General features: G+C 36.7%; 3 protein-coding genes. 1 reads left to right on the top strand and 2 read right to left on the bottom strand.

What is annotated here, in order from left to right; all coding sequences use genetic code 11:
- The first annotated feature begins 125 nt into the window (after positions 1-125).
- Positions 126-647: a hemerythrin domain-containing protein gene (locus tag V7083_RS04825; protein ID WP_335475941.1), complete on the top strand. Its 522-nt coding sequence runs from the start codon at positions 126-128 to the stop codon at positions 645-647.
- Between the two features lie 25 nt (positions 648-672).
- On the opposite strand, the gene V7083_RS04820 is transcribed toward V7083_RS04825, so the two are convergent.
- Together V7083_RS04820 and V7083_RS04815 are read right to left on the bottom strand one after the other, a co-directional pair.
- Positions 673-1,914: an MFS transporter gene (locus tag V7083_RS04820; protein WP_335475939.1), complete on the bottom strand. Its 1,242-nt coding sequence runs from the start codon at positions 1,912-1,914 to the stop codon at positions 673-675.
- A gap of 110 nt (positions 1,915-2,024) precedes the next feature.
- A complete protein-coding gene (locus V7083_RS04815) occupies positions 2,025-3,527 on the bottom strand; it encodes an ATP-binding protein (protein ID WP_335475937.1) in 1,503 nt (500 codons plus the stop codon).
- Positions 3,528-3,650: the final 123 nt, after the last annotated feature.

The following is a 3,650-nucleotide window of genomic DNA, read 5'->3' as shown; positions in this document are numbered from 1 at the left end:
TTATAAAATTGTTATGATCCGGTCAAACTAAATAAATATTTCACTTGAATGTGACTTTCCTCACTACATTGGCTGGTAGCAGATTTTATACTTAGAGGCAACAAATCGATCAAGAGGTGAAAAAAATGAGCGGATGTATGAGTGCCTTCAGCGGCGGCCCGGATATTGAATTAAGCAAAGGCCTGAAACAATTGAAAGAGGAGCATCCCCCTTTATTAGCTCAATTGGAAGAATTGTTTCAATTGACTCAAAGGATTGAGCAGGAAAAGGATATTGATCCTAATTTTGAATTATTGAATGCAAAAGTACAGCAATTTAAGGCGGATTTGGACCCACATTCAGAACGGGAAGAAGGCGTGCTATTCCCAATGTTAGGTGTTTATATTGGAACCACTTCCGGTCCTATTGCGGTAATGGAGTATGAACATGATCAAGCAAAAGCGAATATCAAGGCGTTTTTAGAAGGAGCAACTAATGGCGAGACCTCTGAAGAAAAAAAGGAGCTTGGTCAATTAGTTAAAAATGCATATTTTATCTTAACTGAGCACTTTGCCAAAGAAGAAAATGTTCTGTTCCCAATGGCGCAAAGAATGTTGACCGATGAGGAAAAAGAAGAATTATATCAAAAAATCCAAGAAATAAAATAAAGGATGGGCACACCCATCCTTTTTTTTATGCCTTTTTATTCCATTCCAACACTTTCTGATCTGATGGCAGCAGAAACGAGATTAATCCCAATAATGGAAGAACCCCCAGCCATTTGATCATGGATTGTAAGCTGATTAAGTCGGCGATATACCCTAGTCCAACCGAACCAATAGCCCCCATGCCAAATGCAAGACCTACCGTTAATCCAGACATCAACCCAATTTTTCCGGGGACTAATTCCTGTGCATACACAACCGTTACCGAAAAGCTGGTCATTAATATAAAGCCAGATATTATTAAGAATGCAAATGCCAGCATTTGGGGCATATGCGGGATTAGAATGGAAAAGGGAACTGTAGACAGCATGGAAAATGAAATAATCTTTTTCTTTCCAAACAGGTCTGCAAGGGGGCCGCCAAAAAAGGTCCCCAATGCCCCAGCAACTAAAAAAGCGAATAAGAATAGCTGTGATTCTTTAATTGTCAAGGCATACTCCTTCATCCCATAAAAGGCGTAGAAATTAGTCATTCCCGATATGTACCAGGATCTTGCAAAAATCAACAATAAAATAAACCCCAGTGCACGGATAATCTCTTTTGATAATCCAGGTTGATCTGGAAAGGTGGAAGCCTTTTTCTTTCTAAGATTAGGTGTTGATAATAGTCTCTGATTATACCATTTAGCAATATAGATTAATAATATAACGGCAAGAGCAGCAACAATAGAGAACCAGGAAGCTCCTAATTGCCCTAATGGGACTAAAATTAAGGCGGTTATCAGTGGAGCCAATGCCTGGCCTGTGTTGCCTCCTACTTGGTAAATGGATTGAGCAAGACCTCTGCGATTTCCTGCAGCCATGTAGGCAACCCTAGATCCTTCCGGATGAAATACAGCAGAACCTAGTCCAATGAAAATAACGGATAAGACGATGAAACTAAAATTAAAAGCGAAACCTAATCCAAGCACACCCACCAAGGTAAAAGTTAGCCCAATGGGTAAGGCAAAAGGCATTGGTTTTTTATCTGTGAAGATCCCAACAATAGGCTGCATAACGGACGAAACCATATTAAGAGCAAAGGCAATAATGCCCAACTGCGTAAATGATAAACCCATCGTCTTTTCCAAAATTGGAAACATCGCAGGTACTACTGCCTGAATGGCATCATTCAATAAATGGCATAGACCAATAATCATCAGAATTTTGTATATAGTTCCTTCTGTTTGTCTTGGAGTGGATGTAGGTAAGGCTGCTTGCTGATTACTCATGGTACCCCCCTTTTTACAATTTGATATTCTTATCTTACTACCTCAAATCCAATTTGAGAAACAAATTGTTTCTATTTTCGAAATATATGAAAAAAGAGACCGTTTCGGCCTCAATGGTTTAATTTTAATGGCAATATAATAGTAACGGTTGTACCAACAAACTCAGTACTCTTTACTTCAATCGTACCACCAAAAGAGTCAACAATACGTTTACAAATAACTAGGCCAAGGCCAGTTCCAGTCTCTTTTAAAGTAAAGAAAGGCTGAAAGATCTTATCTAAATTTTCTTTTGAAATTCCTTTTCCGTTATCGGTAATTTTCAATATACAACATTTTTCCTTCGACTCAAGGTTGATCTGTAACATCCCTGTCTCTTCGATGGATTCAATTGCATTTTTCGTTAAGTTGAGTATTACTTGCTTTAACTGATCCTTTATACACTCAACCATAATGGAATTTTGTGAAATGGTCCAGACACATTCAATATTCCGTGAATTTGCCTCTGAAATGATAATGGGTTTTAACTCATTCAGTGTTGCGGTTATGTTAACATCTTCTCTTAATTGTGCTGTGGGTTTACCTAAGATCAAAAATTCACTTACAATTTCATTTATACGATTTAACTCGGAATTAATCACTTCGAAATAGTAGCTGTCCTGTTTATCTGTATATTTTTCACTTAAGAGCTGTATCAGGCCTTTAACACCGGTTAATGGGTTACGAATTTCATGGGCCGTGCTGGCAGCCAGTGTTCCAACCAATTCGAGCTTTTGAAGTTCATTCTGTTTTCGTTCTTTTAAAGTTTGAATTTTTAATAGAATATATTGAATACACAGGTAAAGCAAATGGGCAACAATGAATATCATAATAAATAATTGAAGAAACTTGGCTGACACTTTTCTAGGGCTAATATCAGCAATTTTTACTTTTATGCACCAGGGGAGATGATCCATAGGCTGAGTAACCCAGTTTTCGGTCTGGTTTGTTTCAATATTATTAGTATTCAATTGAATAATAGGTGTACTTTCATCGTTTATAACCATTAATTTTGTATCTGGAGTCAGTACTCTCATTAAATTTTTCATATAATCCATACGTAAGTCAGCTACAATTATAGCTTGTAACTGGTGGTTTTCATCAAGCACGGGAGTAGCCAACCCTATGATTCTCTGGTTGTTTTGAAGAATCTCGACTTGGTTGGAAATAACTGTATCCTTGGTTTGGATCACTTCCTGGATAAATTTCAAGTCTGTAAAATTCCGTTCTCCGCGAAGAGGTGCAGTACCAGTCATTAGATTTCCGTTAGGATCGAGTAAAAATAATCCTCCATATCTAAGATCATCCTGATAGACTTTAATCAACAGTGGCTGCATTTTTTGGGGAGAATCCAAATTTTCTTTTGCAGATAACGAGAGAATTTTTAAGCTTGTTGTTGTTTCGCTGATAAATTGATCCCAGTTTTTTTGGTAAACCGAGGCAATCCATAGTGCATCATTTTTTCTGTTAACTTGATTATCATGTAAGATTTTAAAAAAAGAAGATAAACTTAAAATAATGACTGGTATGATGACAATAATTATATAAATAGGGATATTCCCTTTACGTATTTTCATGTGAATACCTCATAATAAAGTCTGTTCCGTCGAACCCCTCCTATTTTATAACATATTTTAAAAATATTCTTGCCTTTTCCTGAAAAATTGACATAAAGGTGTTTTTTTTTTATAATAATTTTG

The organism is Bacillus sp. JJ1764 (genome assembly GCF_036962145.1).
Taxonomy (GTDB): Bacteria; Bacillota; Bacilli; order Bacillales; family Cytobacillaceae; genus Neobacillus.
The sequence above is the reverse complement of the archived record's forward strand: the minus strand, read 5'-3'. Positions and strand labels throughout refer to the sequence as shown.